The sequence below is a fragment of the Klebsiella michiganensis genome, from assembly GCF_015139575.1.
Classification (GTDB): Bacteria; Pseudomonadota; Gammaproteobacteria; order Enterobacterales; family Enterobacteriaceae; genus Klebsiella; species Klebsiella michiganensis.
This window is the reverse complement of the sequence record NZ_AP022547.1, coordinates 402,113-423,463: the sequence shown is the minus strand read 5'-3', so window position 1 is coordinate 423,463 and position 21,351 is coordinate 402,113. Positions and strand designations below refer to the sequence as shown.

The 21,351-nt window shown below is 56.5% G+C and carries 14 protein-coding genes; 7 read left to right on the top strand and 7 right to left on the bottom strand.

The window, feature by feature from the left end:
* Positions 1-50: 50 nt before the first annotated feature.
* On the bottom strand, positions 51-611 hold the full coding sequence (gene nudE, locus JLG71_RS01915; protein ID WP_004854946.1) for an ADP compounds hydrolase NudE: 561 nt from the start codon (positions 609-611) through the stop codon (positions 51-53).
* 327 nt (positions 612-938) lie between these two features.
* Here nudE and JLG71_RS01910 point away from each other — a divergent pair, with 327 nt between their 5' ends.
* The 5 genes from JLG71_RS01910 to pckA all read left to right on the top strand — a co-directional run bounded on the left by JLG71_RS01910 (position 939) and on the right by pckA (position 7,088).
* Positions 939-3,068, top strand: coding sequence for an intracellular growth attenuator family protein (locus JLG71_RS01910; RefSeq protein ID WP_187228542.1), 2,130 nt, complete (start codon positions 939-941; stop codon positions 3,066-3,068).
* 61 nt (positions 3,069-3,129) lie between these two features.
* Positions 3,130-3,801 carry a GMP/IMP nucleotidase gene (gene yrfG, locus JLG71_RS01905; protein ID WP_148842251.1) on the top strand — a complete coding sequence of 224 codons (672 nt, stop codon included), beginning with the start codon at positions 3,130-3,132 and terminating at the stop codon, positions 3,799-3,801.
* A gap of 11 nt (positions 3,802-3,812) precedes the next feature.
* Positions 3,813-4,214 carry a ribosome-associated heat shock protein Hsp15 gene (gene hslR, locus JLG71_RS01900; protein WP_014227064.1) on the top strand — a complete coding sequence of 134 codons (402 nt, stop codon included), beginning with the start codon at positions 3,813-3,815 and terminating at the stop codon, positions 4,212-4,214.
* Between the two features lie 18 nt (positions 4,215-4,232).
* Positions 4,233-5,117, top strand: coding sequence for an Hsp33 family molecular chaperone HslO (gene hslO, locus JLG71_RS01895; protein WP_160741635.1), 885 nt, complete (start codon positions 4,233-4,235; stop codon positions 5,115-5,117).
* Between the two features lie 348 nt (positions 5,118-5,465).
* Positions 5,466-7,088 carry a phosphoenolpyruvate carboxykinase (ATP) gene (gene pckA / locus JLG71_RS01890; RefSeq protein WP_004854959.1) on the top strand — a complete coding sequence of 541 codons (1,623 nt, stop codon included), beginning with the start codon at positions 5,466-5,468 and terminating at the stop codon, positions 7,086-7,088.
* A gap of 60 nt (positions 7,089-7,148) precedes the next feature.
* On the opposite strand, the gene malQ is transcribed toward pckA, so the two are convergent.
* Both malQ and malP read right to left on the bottom strand, forming a co-directional pair.
* Positions 7,149-9,242 carry a 4-alpha-glucanotransferase gene (gene malQ, locus JLG71_RS01885; RefSeq protein ID WP_025107848.1) on the bottom strand — a complete coding sequence of 698 codons (2,094 nt, stop codon included), beginning with the start codon at positions 9,240-9,242 and terminating at the stop codon, positions 7,149-7,151.
* A gap of 10 nt (positions 9,243-9,252) precedes the next feature.
* Positions 9,253-11,643, bottom strand: a complete 2,391-nt coding sequence (gene malP / locus JLG71_RS01880; protein WP_025107849.1) for a maltodextrin phosphorylase — start codon at positions 11,641-11,643, stop codon at positions 9,253-9,255.
* A gap of 619 nt (positions 11,644-12,262) precedes the next feature.
* On the opposite strand from malP, the gene malT reads away from it, so the two are divergent.
* Positions 12,263-14,968 (top strand): HTH-type transcriptional regulator MalT, encoded by a 2,706-nt coding sequence (gene malT / locus JLG71_RS01875; RefSeq protein WP_014227069.1) that lies wholly within the window; start codon positions 12,263-12,265, stop codon positions 14,966-14,968.
* A gap of 165 nt (positions 14,969-15,133) precedes the next feature.
* Here malT and JLG71_RS01870 read toward each other — a convergent pair whose 3' ends face one another.
* Genes JLG71_RS01870 through glpE form a run of 3 tightly spaced genes read right to left on the bottom strand, consistent with a single transcriptional unit; the run spans position 15,134 to position 17,131 of the window.
* Entirely contained in the window at positions 15,134-15,892 is a 759-nt protein-coding gene (locus tag JLG71_RS01870) for a DeoR/GlpR family transcriptional regulator (protein ID WP_004106478.1), read from the bottom strand.
* A 19-nt stretch (positions 15,893-15,911) separates the two neighbouring features.
* Entirely contained in the window at positions 15,912-16,742 is an 831-nt protein-coding gene (glpG, locus tag JLG71_RS01865; protein WP_049084393.1) for a rhomboid family intramembrane serine protease GlpG, read from the bottom strand.
* 59 nt (positions 16,743-16,801) lie between these two features.
* A complete protein-coding gene (glpE, locus tag JLG71_RS01860) occupies positions 16,802-17,131 on the bottom strand; it encodes a thiosulfate sulfurtransferase GlpE (protein WP_004126086.1) in 330 nt (109 codons plus the stop codon).
* 212 nt (positions 17,132-17,343) lie between these two features.
* Here glpE and glpD point away from each other — a divergent pair, with 212 nt between their 5' ends.
* Positions 17,344-18,852 (top strand): glycerol-3-phosphate dehydrogenase, encoded by a 1,509-nt coding sequence (gene glpD / locus JLG71_RS01855; RefSeq protein ID WP_004854978.1) that lies wholly within the window; start codon positions 17,344-17,346, stop codon positions 18,850-18,852.
* Positions 18,853-18,903: 51 nt separating this feature from the next.
* Here glpD and glgP read toward each other — a convergent pair whose 3' ends face one another.
* Positions 18,904-21,351, bottom strand: coding sequence for a glycogen phosphorylase (gene glgP, locus JLG71_RS01850; RefSeq protein WP_014227071.1), 2,448 nt, complete (start codon positions 21,349-21,351; stop codon positions 18,904-18,906).

The following is a 21,351-nucleotide window of genomic DNA, read 5'->3' as shown; positions in this document are numbered from 1 at the left end:
ACGGCGCCGTGAGGCAGCCGCGGGGCATTTTTCGTTATCCGGGAGTGACGCTACAGCCGCCCCTGAGCCTGCAGCCATTCGCGCAGCAGGAACAGCGCGCTAACGTTACGCGCTTCGTTAAAGTCTTCTTCATCAAGCAGCGTCATCAGCTGCGACAGCGGCCAGCGAACCTGGGGCAGCGGCTCGGGCTCGTCGCCGGGCAGCGATTCCGGATAAAGATCTTCCGCCACCAGAATGTTCATCTTGCTGGAGAAGTAGGAGGGGGCCATGCTCAGCTTTTTCAAAAACGTCAGTTTTTGCGCGCCAAAGCCGACCTCTTCTTTTAGCTCTCGGTTGGCGGCCTCCAGTACGCTTTCACCCGGATCGATCAGGCCTTTTGAGAAGCCCAGTTCATAGGATTCCGTACCGACAGCGTATTCGCGAATCAAGATTATATGGTCATCGACAATCGGCACAATCATCACGGCTTCACGGGTAGAAGGCCGCATCCGTTCATACACTCGGCGCACGCCGTTGCTGAACTCGAGGTCCACGCTTTCAACATTAAAAAGGCGCGAGCGCGCGACTGTTTCAACGTTGAGAATAGTGGGTTTTTGTAATGATTTGCTCATTGTCATCGGTCTATGCTGTGATTACAGCGGCCATTGTGCGATACGCAGCACGGTTTCGGCAATCCTAATCGCTACTAATTTACATAGTTGCAACTTTCCCGTCCCGAGCCCGATTATCACAATGACTAAAAAGTCAATAGGTTGAATAGTATTTGAGAATATACTGATTCCTGGATTTTAACGTTTTTGATAAGGTTGTATGCTGCTGCTTTGCATAAGAGATGTTCCCGCTTTAACAGAGTGCCGATTGCGACGGCTGTTTTACCTCCATTGATGAATGGCAACCGACGATACCAGTAAGAAAAGAATAACTATGATGGGATGGGCATGGGCACCTTTCTGATATTTTTGATAGCTCTGCTAATCTGCGCATTGATTATCGGGTGGTGGTATCGCACGCATGCAAGACGTCGTCGCCTGCCGCTGCTGCAGGCCTTTAGCGATGCCGCGACGCGCAAGCTTTCCGATGAAGAGCGCAGCGCCGTAGAAAAATACCTCGACCGTCTCAGCCGCAACCAGCAGCTGCCGGCATCAGGCGCCAGCAGCGCGCCGGTAAACCTGACCCTGAACGAACAGAGTGGCACCGTTTATAGCGTCACCCGAGCCATCACTCGTTACGGCATCACCACCGACGACCTCAACAAATGGCGCTACTTCCTTGATTCCGTTGAAATTCATCTTCCCCCCTTCTGGGAACAACACATCAATGATGAAAACAGCGTCGAATTAATCTCCACCGATAGCCTGCCGCTGGTGATTGCTCTCAACGGGCAAACTCTCAGCGACTACCCGCACGAGTCCCGAGGGTTGGCGCTTGAAAAATCCTCCGTGCCTCAGGCTTCCATCCGCGGAGAAGAGAGCGAACAAATTGAGCTGCTGAACATCCGCCCGGAAACCCCTGAAGAGTACGCGCTTAGCCGCCCTGACGGTCTGCGCGAAGCCATCCTGGTGGTCACCGGTTTCCTGCTGTTTTATTGCAGCCTGATGACTCCCAACGTTTTTTCCCCCTGGCTACTGGGCGGCGGGTTGCTTCTCCTGCTTGCGGGCATATGGGGTATTTACGCCCCCCCACGTAAAACATCGTTGCGGGAAATTCACTGCCTGCGCGGCATGCCTAAACGCTGGGGGCTGTTTGGTGAAAACGACCAGGAACATATCAATAATATTTCCCTCGGCATTATCGATCTTATCTACCCGCGCCACTGGCAGCCGTGGATCGCGCAGGACCTCGGCCAACAAACGGATATCGACATCTATCTTAGCCGCCACGTTGTCCGCCAGGGGCGCTTCCTGTCGCTGCATGATGAGGTCAAAAACTTCCCGCTTCAGTACTGGCTCCGCAGCGCGATTATCGCCCTGGGCGCGCTGCTGGTCGTCGTGATGCTGTGGGCCAGCGTACCGCTGAATATGCCCTTTAAATTCACCCTTTCATGGCTCAAGGGCGCACAAACTATCGAAGCCACGACGGTTGCCCAGCTGGAGAAGTCAAAGATTCGCATCGGCGACACGCTGCGCCTGAAAGGCACTGGAATGTGCAACATCCACTCGCCGGGCGCCTGGACGGCAAAAGAGAACTCGCCGTTTATGCCGTTCGATTGTTCACAAATCGTCTGGAATGATGCCCCTCCCCTGCCGCTGCCGGAGTCAGATATCGTCAGTAAAGCCACCGCCCTGATGCAGACAGTTCAGCGCCAGCTCCATCCCGAATCCGATGACGATTCGCGCGTCAGCCCGGCGCTGCGTTCCGCCATTCAGAAGTCAGGCATGGTGCTGCTGGATGACTTTGGCGATATCGTCACCAAAACTAACGACCTGTGCTCTGCGAAAGACGATTGCGTTCGTTTGAAGAATGCGCTGGTTAACCTCGGTAATACCCGCAACTGGGAAACCCTGACCAAACGCGCAAACGCGGGTAAGCTGGATGGCGTCAACGTCCTGTTACGCCCGGTAAGCGCGGAGTCGCTGGAGAATCTGGTCACCACCTCCACCGCCCCGTTCATCAGCCGTGAAACCTCGCGCGCGGCGCAGGCGCTGAATAGCCCGGCGCCCGGCGGTTTCCTGATTGCCAGCGATGAAGGCAGCGACCTGGTGAATCAGCCATGGCCAGGCACCGGGTTATACGACTTCCCTGCACACCAGCAGTGGAGCGAACTGCAGCGCCTGGCGGGCATGTTAATGCACACGCCGTTCCAGGCAGAAGGCATCGTCACCAATCTTTATACCGATGCCAACGGGACGCAACATATCAACCTGCATCGTATTCCCGATCGCACCGGTCTGTGGCGCTATCTCGGCACCACTCTGCTGCTGCTGACCATGCTGGGCTGCACGGCGTATCACGGCCTCCAGGCTTTTCGTCGCTATCAGCGCCATCGCCAGCGTCAGGAAGAGATTCAGAAATACTACGAAAGCTGCCTGAATCCGGATCTCCTTTCCTCGCCGGAACCGCAAGAATAATTTTCTGCGCGACCGGGTATGATACCCTGTCGCGCAATTTCCCCCTCGCTGGAGACTCACCATGCATTTTGATATCGCCTGGCAGGAGGTTGATACCGTTCTGCTGGATATGGACGGCACGCTGCTCGACCTCGCCTTCGACAACTACTTCTGGCAAAAACTGGTGCCGGAAACCTGGGGCGCCTCGCGGGGTCTCAACCTGCAGGAAGCCAGGGACGCAATGCGCCAGGAGTACCACGCGGTGCAACATACGCTAAACTGGTACTGCCTGGACTACTGGAGCGAGCGCCTGGGTTTGGATATTTGCGCGATGACCAGCGAGCAGGGGCCAAGGGCCGCGCTGCGTGAAGATACCGTGCCGTTCCTCGAGGCGCTAAAAAACAGCGGCAAACGGCGGATTTTGCTGACCAACGCCCATCCGCATAATCTGGCGGTGAAGCTAAAGCACACCGGGCTGGATGCACACCTTGATTTATTGCTTTCCACCCACACATTTGGTTATCCGAAAGAAGATCAGCGGCTGTGGCACGCCGTGGCTGAAGAAACCGGCTTCGACGCGCGTAATACGCTCTTCGTCGACGATAACGAGGCGATTCTGGACGCGGCGGCGGAGTACGGCATCCGCTATTGCCTCGGTATCACCAACCCCGATTCCGGGCTGGCGGAAAAAAGCTACGCTCGCCATCCGGGGTTGAATGACTACCGGCATCTGATCCCCTCGCTGACCCTATAACAGGAGAGGCCATGAAAGAAAAACCCGTCGAAGCCGTCAGGCTGGACAAATGGCTGTGGGCGGCCCGCATTTATAAAACCCGTGCGCTGGCGCGCGAGATGATTGAAGGCGGCAAGGTGCACTATAACGGACAACGCAGTAAGCCGGGCAAAGTGGTCGAGCTGAACGCGACCCTGCTGCTTCGCCAGGGTAATGACGAACGAACCATCGTGGTAAAGGGCATTACCGAACAGCGCAGACCCGCCAGTGAAGCCGTCGCGCTTTATGAAGAGACGGCGGAGAGCATCGAGAAACGCGAGAAAATGGCGCTGGCGCGGAAGATGAACGCGTTAACCATGCCGCATCCCGACAGGCGACCGGATAAGAAAGAGCGCCGCGACCTGATGAGATTTAAACACGGCGATAGTGAATAACTGTGGCCCGCAAGAGAGATGATTATGACTCAACACGATCAATTACACCGCTATCTGTTTGAAAACTATGCCGTACGCGGTGAGCTGGTAACCGTTTCAGAAACTTTAGAACAGATTCTGACCAACCATAGCTACCCGCAGCCGGTGAAAACCGTGCTGGCGGAACTGCTGGTTGCCACCAGCCTGCTGACCGCCACGCTGAAGTTCGCCGGCGATATTACCGTTCAGCTGCAGGGCGATGGCCCGCTGTCGCTGGCGGTGATCAACGGCAACAACCAGCAGCAGATGCGCGGTGTAGCCCGCGTCCAGGGCGAGATCCCGGAAGGGGCGGACCTGAAAACCATGGTCGGTAACGGATATCTGGTCATTACCATCTCTCCGGAAGAGGGCGAGCGCTATCAGGGCGTGGTCGGTCTCGAGGGGGATACCCTTGCGGCCTGCCTCGAAGATTACTTCCAGCGCTCCGAACAGCTGCCGACCCGACTGATCATTCGTAGCGGTGAACACGACGGTAAACCGATGGCCGGCGGCATGCTGCTGCAGGTTCTGCCGGCGCAGGACGCACAGGCGGCGGATTTCGAACATCTGAGCACCCTGACTGAGACCATCAAAGCTGAAGAGCTGTTTACCCTGCCAGCAAACGATGTGCTCTGGCGCTTGTATCACGAAGAAGAAGTCACCGTTTACGAGCCGCAGAACGTCGAGTTTAAATGCACCTGCTCTCGCGAGCGCTGCGCCGGCGCGCTGAAAACGCTGCCGGATGAGGAGATCGATAGCATCCTGGCCGATGAAGGTGAAATCGATATGCACTGCGACTACTGCGGTAATCACTACATCTTTAATGCGATGGATATTGCCGAAATTCGTAACAACGCCTCCCCGGCCGACCCGCAGCTCCACTAATCATCGCTTCGTCAGGCGCGGTTTCCCTTTTCGCGCCTGGCGTCAACGCTTTTTCTGCGCGTGGTGAATCGATTCCCCATGAAAGAGTTACGTAATTTTCTTTCAGGTAAGCGATTACATTCACATTTCAACAGTTTTTTTAATTACTTTTTAACCATTAAGAAACATCTACCCCCAACTATGCCCCAATTCCTGAGATAATCCCCTACGCCTCGTGACAGGAGTCACAACGTTTTTCGTAAGTCCGCCGTTTGTCGAGATACGTAAATCTATGAGCCTGGTCGCGGTCTATACCCCGTAATAAACCCTACAATTTAAAGCAGTACATATTGGCTAAGGAGCAGTGACATGCGCGTTAATAATGGTTTAACCCCGCAGGATCTCAAGGCTTATGGTATCAATGACGTCCAGGATATCGTTCATAACCCCAGCTACGACACTTTGTATGAAGAAGAGCTCGCCCCCAATCTGGAAGGCTATGAACGTGGCGTATTAACAAATCTTGGTGCAATCGCCGTAGATACCGGTATTTTTACCGGCCGTTCTCCAAAAGATAAGTATATCGTTCGTGACGACACCACCCGCGATACGGTGTGGTGGGCTGATAAAGGCAAAGGCAAGAACGACAACAAGCCGCTCTCTGAGGAAACGTGGCAGCACCTGAAGGGGCTGGTGACCCGCCAGCTCTCCGGCAAGCGTCTGTTTATCGTTGACGCCTTCTGCGGCGCCAATGCCGACACCCGCCTGAGCGTCCGCTTTATTACCGAAGTCGCCTGGCAGGCGCATTTCGTGAAGAACATGTTTATCCGACCAGGCGATGAAGAGCTGGCAAACTTCAAACCGGACTTCATCGTGATGAACGGCGCCAAGTGCACCAACCCGCAGTGGAAAGAACAGGGTCTGAACTCCGAGAACTTCGTCGCGTTCAACCTGACCGAGCGCATTCAGCTCATCGGCGGCACCTGGTACGGCGGCGAAATGAAAAAAGGGATGTTCTCGATCATGAACTACCTGCTGCCGCTGAAGGGCATCGCCTCCATGCACTGCTCCGCCAACGTAGGGGAAAAAGAGGATGTCGCCATCTTCTTCGGCCTTTCCGGTACCGGCAAGACCACCCTCTCTACCGATCCGAAACGCCGTCTGATTGGCGATGACGAACACGGCTGGGATGACGACGGGGTCTTCAACTTCGAAGGCGGCTGCTACGCCAAGACCATTAAGCTTTCCGAAGCCGCGGAGCCGGATATCTACCATGCGATTCGCCGCGATGCGCTGCTGGAGAACGTGGTGGTGCTGGCTGACGGCACCATCGATTTTAACGACGGTTCGAAGACCGAAAACACCCGCGTCTCTTATCCGATCAACCATATCGAGAACATCGTTAAGCCGATCTCTAAGGCCGGTCATGCCACCAAGGTTATCTTCCTGACCGCCGACGCCTTTGGCGTCCTGCCGCCGGTTTCTCGCCTGACCGCCGACCAGACCCAGTACCATTTCCTGTCTGGCTTCACCGCCAAACTGGCGGGTACCGAGCGCGGCGTTACGGAGCCGACGCCAACCTTCTCCGCCTGCTTTGGCGCGGCGTTCCTGTCGCTGCACCCGACGCAGTACGCGGAAGTGCTGGTGAAACGCATGCAGGCGTCCGGCGCGCAGGCCTATCTGGTCAACACCGGCTGGAACGGTACCGGTAAACGTATCTCTATCAAAGATACTCGCGCCATTATCGACGCCATTCTTGATGGTTCGCTGGACAACGCCGAAACCTTCACTCTGCCGATGTTTGAGCTGCAGATCCCGACCGAGCTTCCCGGCGTGGATACCCATATCCTTGACCCGCGCAACACCTACGGATCGCCGGAGCAGTGGCAGGAGAAAGCGGAACAGCTGGCGAAGCTGTTTATCGAGAACTTCGAGAAGTACACCGATACGCCGGCGGGCGCTGCGCTGGTGGCCGCGGGGCCGAAACGCTAATCGGGTCCGCAGAAATGAAAAAGCCGGGAATCGCTTCCCGGCTTTTTTATCGCGTTGACATCACGCTGGCTTCTTCTTACTCGCCGCCTTACGCCGCTTATCCAGATCCTTAAGCAGCTTATTCACCTGCTCATCGGCAAACATCGCCTCGAGGGTGGTGGAGAGCTTGCGACGCCAGTTTGGATACTCCGTGCTGGTGCCCGGAATATTGACCGGCTCGGCCATCTCCAGCCAGTCTTCCGGCTGCAGGCCCAGCAGGGCGCTGTTGCTGTCGGCAATATAGCGCTGCATTCCACGATTGAGGGTCGACGTCATCGCCATCAGCGACGCTTTGTGCCCGGTACGCTTCGGCAGACAGCCGTAGCGGTGCAGAGCGTCCAGCAACCCCTGCTTCGCCCGCTCGCGGTCCTGATACAGTCCGCGCAGTACCACCGCATCCGGATACAGGCCAAGCGATTTACCCAGCGTCAGGTCGCCGCTTTCCCAGTAGCCGCGCAGCGTTGGCAGGTCATGCGTCGTAGCCACAGCCATTGATTGCTCCGGATACGCCTTCGGCGCACGGAAAGTCTTCTCGTGGTCATTTTCGAAATAGAGCACTTTGTAAGAGTAAACGCCGCTTTTACGCAGCTTACCGACTATCTCTACCGGTACGGTTCCCAGATCCTCGCCGATCACCATACAGCGATGACGCTTACTCTCCAGCGCCAGAATCGACAACAGATCGTCGACCGGATACTGTACATAGGCGCCGTGATCGGCCGTTTCACCGTAAGGGATCCACCACAAACGCAGCACCGACATCACGTGATCGATGCGCAGCGCCCCGCAGTTTTGCATGTTGGCGCGCAGCAGTTCGACAAACGGCTCATAGGCGCGCGCCACGATGATATGCGGATCCATCGGCGGCAGGCCCCAGTTTTGTCCCAGCGGGCCCAGGATATCCGGCGGCGCGCCGACGGAAGCTTTCAGGCAGTACAGCTCGCGATCGCACCAGGTTTCCGCCCCGCCTTCCGCAACGCCCACCGCCAGGTCGCGATACAGGCCGATCGGCATAGCGTCGTTCTGGCTGGTATGCCAGCATTCGGCAAACTGAGTGAAAGCGAGCCACTGCAGCCACAGGTAAAAATTCACCTCATCGGCGTGTTCGGTGCAGAACGCTTTAACCTCCGGGCTATCGGTATCCTGATAAGCCTTCGGCCACGCGGGCCAGCCCCAGCGCAGCGGATCCTGCTTAACCTGCCAGGCGTGCAGCGCGTCAAACGCCGCCTGCCAGTACAGGCTTTCCCCCTCGCGCGCCACAAACTGACGGAACTCCGCCGTCGTCTCATCGTTACGTGCGGAAAAACCTTTCCAGGCCATGCGCAGTGCAGTGAGCTTAAGGGCGGTCACGGCGGTGTAGTCAACATCATCGGTCTGACGCGCGGCCTGTAGGGCCTGCTGCGTAGCCGGTGATTGCCACCATTTCTGCGCCTCTTTACTGTGTCGGAAATCCTCTACCGCATTGACGTCAATATAGATAACGTTGAGCCAGCGGCGCGAAGAGGGGCTGTACGGACTGGCGCTCTCCGGATTAGCCGGATAGAGCGCGTGGATCGGGTTAAGCCCGATAAACGCACCGCCGCGGCGGGCGATTTCCGGCAGCATCGCGCGTAAATCGCCGAAGTCGCCAATCCCCCAGTTCTTCTCCGAGCGCAGCGTATACAGCTGTACGCAGGTTCCCCACAGCTTCTTGCCATCCTTCAGCGCCTGCGGTTCGTAGCAGCGCGCGGGCGCGACGATGACCCGGCAGTGCCAGCGGTCGCCGTCCTGAGTCAGCGTCAGCGTGTGGTACCCTTCCGGCAATCTTGCCGGCAGCGGCAGCGTTTCACCGCCGCGCGCCTGGCCCTGATACTGTTTCCCTTCTTCGGTGGTGAGGATCCAGTGGAACTCCCCCTGGCCCGCCACCGGCAGAGACATCTTTTTGCCGTAGGTGAACACCTGCACCGCAGGCAGCGGGTTAACCGCCGCCTTCACGGCGGTCGCTGTACGATGCATCGCATCAAGCAGCCGCTGCTTGGTCACCGCAGCAATGGACTGCGGCTTTCCATGAGCGTTGATGTAGCTTGGGCTTATTCCCGCCGCCAGGGCAGCGTTATCAAGGCGTTTAGTCTCCATAGGCCTGTCCTTAGCGTTTTGCCTGCCAGATACGTTGCTGATAATCGCGAATCGAGCGGTCGGAGCTGAACATGCCGCAGCGCGCGGTGTTCAGGATCGCTGCGCGCGTCCAGGCCTCCTGGTCGCGATACAGCGCATCAACCTGCTTCTGCGCCGCCACGTAGGCTTCAAAATCAGCCAGCACCAGGTACGGATCGCCGCCTTTCAGCAGGCTATGCAGCATCTGGTCAAAGGCATGCTTATCGCCATCGCTATATTTGCCGCTCTCCAGCTCTTTCAGCACCGCGTCCAGCAGCTTGTCTTTCTTACGCCATTTCAGCGGATCGTAGCCTTTGGCCTTCAGCGCTTTCACTTCTTCCACGGTATGACCGAAGATAAAGATGTTTTCGTCACCCACCTGCTCAGCGATTTCCACGTTCGCCCCGTCCAGGGTTCCCACGGTCAGCGCGCCGTTCAGCGCCAGCTTCATATTGCCGGTACCGGAGGCCTCTTTACCCGCCGTAGAGATCTGCTCGGAGACATCCGCCGCCGGGATCAGCATTTCCGCCGCCGAGACGCAGTAGTCCGGCAGGAATACCACTTTCAGCTTATCGCCAACCAGCGGATCGTTATTGATCGCTGCGGCAACCTTGTTGATCGCCCAGATAATATTCTTCGCCAGGTAGTAGCCCGGCGCCGCTTTCGCACCGAACAGGAACACGCGCGGTACGCGGTCCGCCTGCGGGTTCTCGCGGATTTCTTTGTACTGCGCGAGGATGTTCAGCAGATTGAGGTGCTGACGTTTGTACTCGTGCAGACGTTTAATCTGGATATCGAAAATCGCCTGCGGATTAATCTCGATACCGGTACGCCGCTTCACAAACTCCGCCAGACGAACCTTGTTGGCCAGCTTAATGTCGCGATACGTCTGACGGAACTTAGCGTCATCGGCATATTTTTCGAGGTTGATCAGCTGGTCGAGATCGTTGGCCCACTCTTTCTTCAGGGTTTTATCCAGCAGCGCGGCCAGAGCCGGGTTGCACTGTTTGATCCAGCGGCGCGGGGTAATACCGTTGGTGACGTTATGGAATTTATTCGGCCACAGCTGGTGATATTCCGGGAACAGATCTTTCACCACCAGGTCGGAGTGCAGCGCGGCAACGCCGTTAACCGCAAAGCCACTCACCACGCACATGTTCGCCATGCGAACCTGTTTATCGTGCACCACCGCCAGTTTCGCCCATACCTGCTTATCGCCCGGCCAGGTTTTATCCACCAGCGTTTTAAAGCGGTCGTTAATCTGTTTGATGATCTGCATGTGGCGCGGCAGCAGCGCTTTCACCAGCTTCTCATCCCAGCACTCCAGCGCTTCCGGCATCAGGGTGTGGTTGGTATACGCGAAGGTTTTGCTGGTAATCGCCCAGGCGTCGTCCCAGCTCAGCTGATGCTCATCAATCAGCACGCGCAGCAGTTCCGGAATCGCAATCGTCGGGTGAGTATCGTTAAGCTGGATGACTTCATAATCCGCCAGCTCCGCCAGCTTGCGGCCCGCCAGATGATGGCGACGCAGAATATCGGCAACCGAGCAGGCGCACTGGAAGTACTGCTGCATCAGACGCAGTTTTTTACCCGCCTGATGGTTATCGTTCGGGTAGAGAACTTTCGTCAGTTTTTCGGCGTCAATGCCCTGCTGTTCGGCACGCAGGAAATCGCCGTCGTTGAATTTGGTCAGGTTAAACGGATGCGCGTGCTTAGCCTGCCACAGGCGCAGCGGCTGAGCCACGTTGTTGCGGTAGCCCAGCACCGGCAGATCCCAGGCTTCGCCGGTAATCACGAATGCCGGTATCCACTCACCGCTTTTGGTCACTTTACCGCCGAGGCCAACCTGCACGTCCAGCGCTTCGTTGTGGCGGAACCACGGGTAGCTATTACGCCCCCAGTCATCCGGCGCTTCCATCTGCTGGCCGTCAGCGAAAGACTGGCGAAACAGACCGTACTGGTAGTTCAGGCCGTAGCCGGTCGCCGACTGGCCAACGGTAGCCATTGAATCAAGGAAACAAGCCGCCAGACGGCCAAGACCGCCGTTGCCCAGACCCGGGTCGATTTCCTCTTCCAGCAGGTCGGTCAAATTAATGTCGTGGGCCTGAAGCTCATCGCTGACCTGCTGATACCAGCCAAGGTTAAGCAGGTTGTTGCCGGTCAGGCGACCAATCAAAAACTCCATGGAGATATAGTTTACGTGGCGCTGCCCTTCGGCCGCTTTTGCTACCGGCTGAGCCGACAACAGCTCGGACAGCGCACCGCTAACGGCGCGCCACCACTGACGCTGGGTCATCTCGGAAGCGGACTGTAAACCAAAATGCTGCCACTGACGCGTCAGTGCAGCCTGAAACTGAGCTTTGTTAAAAGAAGTCTGTGACATAAGTAATCCGGGTCCTTTACTAAAACGTTAGCGTTAGTGTGCCGACCTCCCGGAGTCGCGTCCTCATCCCGCCAGGGATTAGCCGGGGAGGAGTAGCAGGGATGAGCGAAAAGTGTGATCGTGGCCACTATTACGTTAGCCTACCGGCAAAAATTATGCTGCAAAATTCGCCATACCGAAACAACAAACCGGCCCGCCTTGCGCTAAAAATTTTGTTACAAGCCAGGACGATAAAAGCAAGCGAAATGCCGTTGTGTAAATATTGCCAAATAAAAGTAAATATCAGGGGAATAAACGTACTTTAATGTAGAAATAGCTCAAAAAGATGACTTATAAGATTTCGCTGATAATATTTTATTAAAAACAAACAGCTACTAATTTTGTAATAAAAGATTAGCTTATCGTGCCTGTAACCTGCGCAATCCCAATAACCGCGCACGCTGACGCGGATTTCTGTGAATTTCTCTCTATGTCCAAATTTGTGACATAGAGCAAATTCAAGAGCATAAAACTCGGACATAACTTGCAATAAAATTCATTATGGCCGACCTTATTGGATATTAATTACGAAGCGCAAAAAAATTCGCAACTCCTCCCTTGCACAGCGAAATGAAGAACTATGTTGATTCCGTCTAAATTAAGTCGCCCGGTCCGCCTTGAACACACTGTGGTTCGTGAGCGATTGCTGGCGAAACTTTCCGGCGCGAACAATTATCGTCTCGCGTTGGTGACCAGCCCGGCTGGCTACGGTAAGACCACGCTCGTGTCTCAATGGGCGGCGGGGAAAAACGATCTCGGCTGGTTCTCCCTGGATGAAGGCGATAACCAACAGGAGCGTTTTGCCAGCTATCTTATCGCCGCCGTTCAACAGGCAACCGGCGGCCACTGCGCGGCCAGCGAAGCGATGGTGCAAAAGCGCCAGTACGCCAGCCTGCCTTCCCTCTTCGCACAACTGTTTATTGAACTGGCCGACTGGCAGCGCCCGCTGTTCCTGGTGATTGATGATTACCATCTGATCAGCAATCCGGTGATTCATGACGCAATGCGTTTCTTCCTCCGCCATCAGCCAGAAAATATGACGCTGGTGGTGCTGTCGCGTAATCTGCCGCAGCTGGGTATCGCCAACCTGCGCGTGCGCGATCAGCTGCTGGAAATCGGCAGCCAGCAGTTGGCTTTTACCCATCAGGAAGCCAAGCAGTTTTTCGACTGTCGTCTCAGTTCGCCCATTGAGGCCGACGACAGCAAAAGGCTGTGCGACGATGTTGCCGGCTGGGCCACCGCGCTACAGCTGATTGCCCTCTCGGCGCGCCAGAACAATACTTCCGCCCACCACTCCGCTCGTCGTCTTGCCGGCATTAACGCCAGCCATCTTTCTGACTATCTGGTCGATGAGGTGCTGGATAACGTGGACCCGCGGACGCGTAATTTCCTGCTGAAAAGTTCGCTACTGCGTTCAATGAACGATGCGCTCATCGTCCGCGTTACCGGCGAAGAGAATGGCCAGATGCAGCTGGAAGAAATTGAACGTCAGGGCTTATTCCTGCAGCGGATGGACGATTCCGGCGAATGGTTCCGCTACCATCCGCTGTTCGGCAACTTCCTGCGCCAGCGCTGCCAGTGGGAGCTGGCGGTTGAGCTGCCGGAAATTCACCGTGCGGCGGCAGAAAGCTGGATGGCGCAAGGCTTCCCGAGCGAAGCCATTCACCACGCCCTGGCCGCGGGTGACGCCAAAATGCTGCGCGATATTCTGCTCAACCACGCGTGGGGCATGTTTAACCACAGCGAACTGAGTTTGCTGGAGCAGTCCCTCGCCGCGCTGCCGTGGTCAAACCTGCTGGAAAACCCGCGTTTAATTCTTTTGCAGGCCTGGCTGATGCAGAGCCAGCACCGCTATAGCGAAGTGAATACCCTGCTGGCGCGCGCCGAGCAGGAGATGGATACGGAAATGGACACCGCCATGCACGGGGATTTCAACGCCCTGCGCGCCCAGGTGGCGATCAACGCAGGCGATCAGGACGAAGCCGAGCGCCTGGCGATGGTGGCCCTTGATGAACTGCCGCTGGCCAGCTACTACAGCCGTATCGTTGCCACATCCGTACACGGTGAAGTTCTGCACTGCAAAGGCCAGCTGAGCAAATCGCTGGCGGTCATGCAGCAGACGGAACAGATGGCCCGCCGTCATGACGTCTGGCACTACGCGTTATGGAGCATGATCCAGCAAAGCGAAATCCTCTTTGCGCAGGGGTTCCTGCAGGCCGCCTGGGAAATTCAGGAAAAAGCGTTCCAGCTGATTCGCGAACAGCACCTTGAGCAGCTGCCGATGCACGAGTTCCTGCTGCGGATTCGCTCCCAGCTGCTGTGGGCCTGGGCGCGGCTGGATGAAGCGGAGACCTCCGCGCGCAGCGGCATGAACGTGCTTTCCTCCTATCAGCCGCAGCAGCAGCTGCAGTGCCTGACGCTGATGGTACAGTGCTCGCTGGCACGGGGCGACCTGGATAACGCCCGCAGCCATTTGAATCGCCTGGAAAACCTGCTGGGCAACGGCCATTACCATAGCGACTGGGTATCCAATGCCGACAAAGTCCGGGTGATCTACTGGCAGATGATTGGCGATAAAGCCGCCGCGGCAAACTGGCTGCGCCAGACGCCAAAACCGGAATTCGCTAACAACCATTTCTTGCAGAGCCAGTGGCGCAATATCGCCCGCGCGCAGATCCTGCTCGGCGATTTTGATTCCGCCGAAATGGTGCTGGAAGAGCTAAACGATAACGCCCGCTCGCTGCGTTTGATGAGCGACCTGAACCGCAACCTGCTGCTGCTCAACCAGCTCTACTGGCAGGCCGGGCGTAAGAGCGAAGCGCAAAAAGCGCTGCTGGAAGCGCTCACCCTCGCTAACCGCACCGGGTTTATTAATCATTTTGTCATTGAAGGCGAAGCGATGGCGCAGCAGCTGCGCCAGCTGATTCAGCTCAATACGCTGCCGGAGCTGGAGCAGCACCGCGCCCAGCGTATTCTGCGCGATATCAACCAGCATCATCGGCATAAGTTCGCCCACTTTGACGAGAGCTTCGTCGAACGGCTGCTGAACCACCCGGAAGTGCCGGAGCTTATCCGCACCAGCCCGCTGACCCAGCGCGAATGGCAGGTCCTGGGACTTATCTATTCCGGCTACAGCAACGAGCAGATTGCCGGTGAGCTGGACGTGGCCGCCACTACGATTAAAACGCATATCCGTAACTTGTATCAGAAGCTGGGCGTGGCGCACCGCCAGGATGCCGTTCAGCATGCCCAGCAGCTGTTGAAAATGATGGGATACGGGGTTTAAGCCGCTATCGGCTCGCTTCAGGCAACATAACCGTTACGTCATCGCCGGCGGCAGGTTTCCCTCCGCCTGGCGGCGGAGATAATCCCGTCACTCATCAACATCACGCCATCAATCGCGCGCGTCAGGCGGAGCAACGCTCTGGCATGACCCGGAAATGCTAAAGGTTCAGCACAGCTCCAGCTGAAGGTTGTTATCGGTAATCACCTTCAGTACGCCGGCGGGCGGCATCACATCGGTATAGACCGCATCAACCATGCTGATGCTGCCCATGTTGACCATCGCATTACGGCCAAATTTAGAATGGTCAACGACCAGCATCACGTGGCGGGAGTTTTCAATAATCGCCCGTTTGGTGCGCACTTCGTGGTAGTCAAACTCCAGCAGCGAGCCATCGCTGTCGATACCGCTGATGCCGAGAATGCCGAAATCAAGGCGAAACTGGGAGATAAAGTCCAGGGTGGCTTCACCGATAATACCGCCATCCCGGCTGCGCAGCTCGCCGCCGGCCAGGATAATGCGGAAGTCCTCTTTCACCATCAGCGTATTGGCGACGTTGAGGTTATTGGTGACGATGCGCAGGTCGTTATGGTTAAGCAGCGCGTGGGCCACCGCTTCCGGCGTGGTGCCGATATCGATAAACAGCGTCGCGCCATCGGGGATTTCGCTCGCCACCTTGCGGGCGATGCGCTCTTTTTCCTGGGTCTGGGTCGATTTTCTGTCGTGCCAGGACGTATTCACCGAGCTGGACGGTAGCGCAGCGCCGCCGTGATGACGCAGAATCATTTTCTGATCGGCTAAATCATTCAGATCGCGGCGAATGGTCTGCGGGCTGACGGCAAACTGCTCGACAAGCTCTTCGGTACTGACGTATCCCTGTTTTTTTACCAGCTCGATAATCGCGTCATGACGTTGTGTTTGTTTCATGAAATATCCCTGGGAATCTCTACGTTCGTTTTCGCACATTCTGCGTATCAACAAACGCCATCGCCAGCCCGGTCACCAGACCGGCCACGTGCGCACCGTTCGCAATCGACATGCCGAAAACATCAAACCATCCAGCAATTAACCATACTAAAGAGAAGAGTATCAAGCCGCGCTGTAAATAAACGCCGCTCTGCGGATCGCGCTCGCCCCGTAGCCAGACATAGCCCATTAGCGCATAGACTACGCCGGAGAGTCCGCCAAACCACGGGCCGCTGAACTGATGCTGCACAAAGCCGCTCAGCAAAGCGGCGATCACCGTAATCACCACCAGCTTGCCGCTGCCGATGCGCTTTTCTACCGCTCCGCCGAGGTACCACCACCATAGCAGGTTGAACAGAATATGCATCAGCGAGAAGTGCATAAGCGCATGGCTAAAGTAGCGCCAGACTTCAAATTTCAGCGAAGGATCGTAGGGCCAGGCCAGCAGCAGCATGATCGGTTGATCGCCAATGACCGTTTGCAGGATAAAGACGGCGATGCAGGCGAAGAGCACGCCCCATGTCACCGGCCCGGCGTTATGGCGAAGCGTCGCTAAAAAGGGAAAGCGCTGGTAGTGCAGCCCGCTATTAGTGTGCCCCGACTGCCAGCTGGCGGCGAGGTAACGCGGATCGGCGGGATTTTCCAGAAAGCGGGCCAGCTCGGCCTGTACGCGTCCGGCCTGGGACTCATCAGCCAGCCAGATATCGCTCTGCGTATGCTGCTGAATAGTCAGAATAATGCCCTGCGTCGCCATATAGTCGACAAACGCCTGGGCCACGCGCGGGTTGGCAAAAGAGGTAATCATTAACATGCAGCGGATCGCTTATTCCACACAAAGGGGGATATTATAGCCACAACCGGCGCTAACGCCTAAAGTGCGCCATGCGCGACTTCCGCCGGAAAATGCCGGTGCCAGGCATCAAACCCGCCGTCCACGCTGTAAACCTTGTCGTAACCCTGCTGCAGCAGATACTGCGCGGCGCCTTTGCTGCTATTGCCGTGATAGCACATCACCATGACCGCCGTATCAAAGTCGTTGTCGCGCATAAACGCGCCCAGCGTATCGTTGGTCAGATGGAATGCGCCCGGCGTGTGACCCATCGCGTAGCTTTGCGGGTCGCGAATATCGACCAGCACCGCCGTCTGCTGGTGCATTTTCTGGTGGGCTTCTTCTACGTTAATACATTCAAAGCGATCCATAAGCTCTCTTCTTTATATACGGATATACAGGCAGGCGGCGAAACGCCCTGGATTTTAGCGTCTAGTGTACAGCCTGGCGCTAAATAAACGCCAATATGTTACACGCATCACTCTGAAATGTTTTTTTGATGTTACCAATAGCGCGATTGTTTGCTATATTGAGCGATATCGAACATTTGTGAGCTTAAACGAAAGTGTAAGAGGTGGCGAGCGTGGAAACCAAAGATCTGATTGTGATAGGGGGAGGCATCAACGGTGCCGGTATCGCGGCAGACGCCGCAGGGCGTGGTTTATCCGTACTGATGCTGGAGGCAAGCGACCTTGCCTGCGCCACATCCAGCGCCAGCTCAAAGCTGATTCACGGCGGGCTGCGCTACCTTGAACACTATGAGTTCCGCCTGGTGAGCGAAGCGCTGGCCGAACGCGAAGTGTTGTTGAAAATGGCCCCGCATATCGCCTTCCCGATGCGCTTTCGTTTACCGCATCGCCCGCACCTGCGTCCGGCGTGGATGATCCGCATTGGCCTGTTTATGTACGATCATCTGGGCAAGCGCACCAGCTTACCCGGCTCAACCGGGTTGCGTTTTGGCACAGAATCGGTACTTAAACCTGAAATCGTGCGCGGTTTCGAATATTCCGACTGCTGGGTTGACGATGCGCGTCTGGTGCTGGCCAATGCCCAGATGGTGGTGCGTAAAGGCGGGGAAGTGCGCACGCGGACCCGCGCCATCTCGGCAAAACGTGAAAACGGTTTGTGGATTGTCGAAGCCGAAGATATTGATAGCGGCGAGAAGTTTACCTGGCAGGCGCGCGGTCTGGTTAACGCCACCGGCCCGTGGGTCAAACAGTTCTTCGACGAAGGGATGCACCTGCGCTCGCCGTACGGTATTCGCTTGATCAAGGGCAGCCATATCGTGGTGCCGCGCGTGCACACGCAGAAACAGGCCTACATCCTGCAAAATGAAGATAAACGCATTGTGTTTGTGATCCCGTGGATGGATGAATTTTCCATCATCGGCACCACCGACGTGGAGTATAAAGGCGATCCGAAAGCGGTAGCGATCGACGACAACGAAGTTAACTACCTGCTGAACGTTTATAACGCCCACTTTAAAAAGCCTCTCACGCGGGACGATATCGTCTGGACCTACTCCGGCGTGCGCCCGCTGTGCGACGATGAATCCGACTCGCCGCAGGCGATCACCCGCGATTACACTCTTGATATCCATGATGATAACGGGCAGGCGCCGCTGCTGTCGGTCTTTGGCGGCAAGCTGACCACCTATCGCAAGCTGGCCGAACACGCGCTGGAGAAACTGACGCCTTACTACAAAGGCATCGGCCCGGCATGGACCAAAACCGCGGTGCTGCCCGGCGGCGATATCGGCAGCGACCGTGACGACTACGCGGCGAAACTGCGCCGCCGCTTTTCGTTTATCAGCGAATCGATGGCCCGCCATTACGCCCGCACCTACGGCAGCAACAGCGAGCTAATCCTTGATAAGGCGACCTCACTGGACGATCTGGGTGAGCATTTCGGCCATGAGTTTTTTGAAGCCGAACTGCGCTATCTGGTTGAACACGAATGGGTTCGTTCGCTGGATGACGCGATCTGGCGTCGCACTAAACAAGGTATGTGGCTGAATGACGAGCAGCAGGCGCGCATCAGCGAGTGGCTGGCGCAGCACGCGGGAAAGTCTGAGCTGTCGCTGGCGTCGTAACACCGCAAACAGTAACGGGGCCTGCGGGCCCCGTTTTTTATGGCTAATCCGTTACAACCTTACCGGATCGATATGCCAGATATGGTCGGCATACTCCTTAATCGTGCGGTCAGAAGAGAAGTAGCCCATATTGGCGATATTCAGCATCGCTTTATTGGCCCACTCCTCCGGGTGACGGTACAGCTCATCCACCTTATCCTGACAATCCACGTAGCTACGGTAATCCGCCAGAACCTGATAATGGTCGCCGAAGTTAATCAGCGAATCCAGCAGGTCACGGTAGCGTCCCGGCTCCGATGGGCTGAACAGGCCGGTGCCGATCTGCGTCAGCGCCTGGTGCAGCTCTTCATCCTGCTCATAGTAATCACGCGGTTTGTAGCCGTTAGCCCGCAGGGCTTCAACCTCTTCCGCCGTATTACCGAAGATAAAGAAATTATCCGCCCCGACGTGCTCCTGCATCTCAACGTTAGCCCCGTCCAGGGTACCGATGGTTAACGCGCCGTTAAGCGCGAACTTCATGTTGCTGGTACCGGACGCCTCCGTCCCCGCCAGCGAGATCTGCTCGGAGAGATCCGCCGCTGGAATGATCAGCTGCGCGAGGCTTACGCTGTAGTTAGGAATGAACACCACTTTCAGCTTATCGCCAACGTCCGGATCGTTATTCACCACCGCCGCGACGTCATTGATTAAATGAATAATATGCTTCGCCATGTAGTAAGCCGAAGCCGCCTTGCCGGCGAAGATATTCACCCGCGGTACCCACTCGGCGTCGGGATCGGCCTTAATGCGATTGTAGCGGGTGATCACATGCAGCACGTTCATTAGCTGGCGTTTGTACTCGTGAATACGCTTGATCTGCACATCGAACAGGGCTTTCGGGTTGACCACCACGTTAAGCTGCTGGCCGATGTAGTTCGCCAGCCGCTGCTTGTTTTCCAGCTTGGCCTGGCGCACCGCCTGGTTAACCTTCGGATAGTCAATATGCTGCTCCAGCTCCTTCAGCTGGCTTAAATCCGTACGCCAGGTGTGGCCGATATTTTCATCCAGCACTTTCGACAGCGGCGGATTCGCCAGCGCCAGCCAGCGGCGCGGAGTGACGCCGTTCGTGACGTTGGTAAAGCGCATCGGGAAGATTTTGGCAAATTCGGCAAACAGCGACTCGACCATCAGCCGGGAGTGCAGCTCCGACACGCCGTTGACCTTGTGGCTTACCACCACCGCCAGCCACGCCATGCGTACGCGACGCCCGTTAGACTCGTCGATAATCGACGTACGGCCCAGCATCGCCGTATCGTTGGGATACTGCTCCTGCAGGGTCTTCAGGAAGTAGTCGTTAATCTCGAAAATAATCTGCAAATGACGCGGCAGGATTTTACCCAGCATATCGACGGGCCAGGTCTCCAGCGCTTCGCTCATCAGGGTATGGTTGGTATAGGAGAAGACCTGGCAGGTCACCTCGAACGCCTCATCCCAGCTAAACTTATGCTCGTCAATCAGCAGGCGCATCAGCTCCGGAATCGACAGCACCGGGTGCGTGTCGTTGAGGTGAATCGCGATTTTGTCCGCCAGATTGGCGTAGGTTTTATGCAGCTGGTAGTGACGGCTGAGGATATCCTGCACCGTCGCCGACACGAGGAAATACTCCTGGCGCAGGCGCAGCTCGCGCCCGGAATAGGTGGAGTCGTCCGGATAGAGCACCCGCGACACGTTCTCAGAGTGGTTTTTATCTTCCACCGCCGCGAAGTAGTCGCCCTGGTTGAATTTACCGAGGTTGATCTCGCTGCTGGCCTGCGCGCTCCACAGACGCAGCGTGTTGGTAGCGTCGGTGTCGAAACCCGGGATGATCTGATCGTAAGCTTCGGCAATAATCTCTTCGGTCTCCACCCAGCGGGAATGTTTACCTTCCTGCTGAATGCGGCCGCCGAAGCGCACTTTGTAGCGCGTATTGTGGCGCTCGAACTCCCACGGGTTGCCGTACTCCAGCCAGTAGTCCGGGGACTCTTTCTGCCGCCCGTCGACGATATTCTGCTTAAACATCCCGTAGTCGTAGCGAATACCGTAGCCGCGGCCCGGCAAACCCAGCGCCGCCAGCGAGTCGAGGAAGCAGGCAGCCAGACGACCAAGACCGCCGTTGCCCAGGCCCGGGTCGTTCTCTTCGTCAATCAGCTCTTCAAGATTCAGCCCCATCTCTTCCAGCGCGCTGTTCACGTCCTCATAAATACCGAGCGATAGCAGCGCATTGGACAAGGTACGGCCAATCAAAAACTCCATCGACAGATAGTAAACCTGACGCACTTCCTGAGAGAGCTGCGCCCGGTTTGAACGCAGCCAGCGCTCAACCATGCGATCGCGAACGGCGAACAGCGTGGCGTTGAGCCATTCATGTTTGTTAGCGATAGCCGGATCTTTGCCGATGATAAACATCAGCTTATAAGCAATAGAGTGCTTTAACGCCTCAACGCTCAGGGTGGGTGATGAGTAGCTAAAAGGTACATTCAT